The organism is Streptomyces sp. NPDC060002 (assembly GCF_042737245.1).
Taxonomy (GTDB): domain Bacteria; phylum Actinomycetota; class Actinomycetes; order Streptomycetales; family Streptomycetaceae; genus Streptomyces.
In genome coordinates this window covers 1-1,191 of sequence record NZ_JBHWUW010000133.1, presented here as the reverse complement: position 1 = coordinate 1,191, position 1,191 = coordinate 1, and the positions used below count along the sequence as shown (strand labels likewise).

Annotated in this window: 1 pseudogene; it reads left to right on the top strand. The window is 70.4% G+C overall.

Annotated elements, in window-relative coordinates:
- A pseudogene (locus ACFWBD_RS41500) lies at positions 1–1,191 on the top strand (alpha-1,4-glucan--maltose-1-phosphate maltosyltransferase); the annotation flags it as partial.

Sequence of the window (1,191 nt, the reverse complement as noted above, 5' to 3'; positions counted from 1 at the left end):
GCGGCGGCGCTGACGCCGCGGGTCGACGCCGTGCTCGGCCGGTATCCGCTGCGGGAGCTGGTCACCGCCTCCGAGCCGCTGCCGCTGCTGGTCGAGCGCGAACGCGCCCTGTACGGCGCCTGGTACGAGTTCTTCCCGCGCTCCGAGGGGACCGCCGAGCGCCCGCACGGCACGTTCCGCACCGCCGCGCGCAGGCTCCCCGCCATCGCCGCGATGGGCTTCGACGTCGTCTACCTCCCGCCGATCCACCCCATCGGCACGACCTTCCGCAAGGGCCGCAACAACACCCTCGACCCCGGCCCGGACGATGTCGGCGTGCCCTGGGCGATCGGCTCGCCGGAGGGCGGCCACGACGCCGTCCACCCGGACCTCGGGACCATCGAGGACTTCGCCTGGTTCGTGGAGCGCGCGGGTGAGCTCGGTCTGGAGATCGCCCTCGACTTCGCCCTGCAGTGCTCCCCCGACCACCCCTGGGTACAGAAGCACCCCGAGTGGTTCCACCACCGGCCCGACGGGAGCATCGCCTACGCCGAGAACCCGCCGAAGAAGTACCAGGACATCTACCCCCTGGCCTTCGACGCGGACATGAAGGGCCTGATCTCCGAGACCGTGCGGGTCCTGCGGCACTGGATGTCGTACGGAGTGCGGATCTTCCGGGTCGACAACCCGCACACCAAGCCGGTCGTGTTCTGGGAGCGGGTCATCGCGGACATCAACCGCGCCGACCCCGACGTGATCTTCCTCGCCGAGGCCTTCACCCGCCCCGCGATGATGCACACGCTCGGCCAGATCGGCTTCCAGCAGTCGTACACCTACTTCACCTGGCGCAACACCAAGCAGGAACTGACGGAGTACCTCACCGAACTGTCGGGGGACGCCGCCTCCTACATGCGGCCCAACCTCTTCGCCAGCACCCCCGACATCCTGCACGCCTATCTCCAGCACGGCGGCCGGCCCGCGTTCGAGATCCGCGCCGTCCTCGCCGCCACCCTCTCGCCGACCTGGGGCGTCTACAGCGGCTACGAACTCTGCGAGAACGCGGCGCTGAAGGAAGGCGGCGAGGAGTACCTCGACTCGGAGAAGTACCAGCTCAAACCCCGTGACTGGGCGGCCGCCGAGCGGGCGGGCCGCAGCCTCGCCCCGCTGCTCACCCGGCTCAACGAGATCCGGCGGGCGAACCCGGCCCTGCAC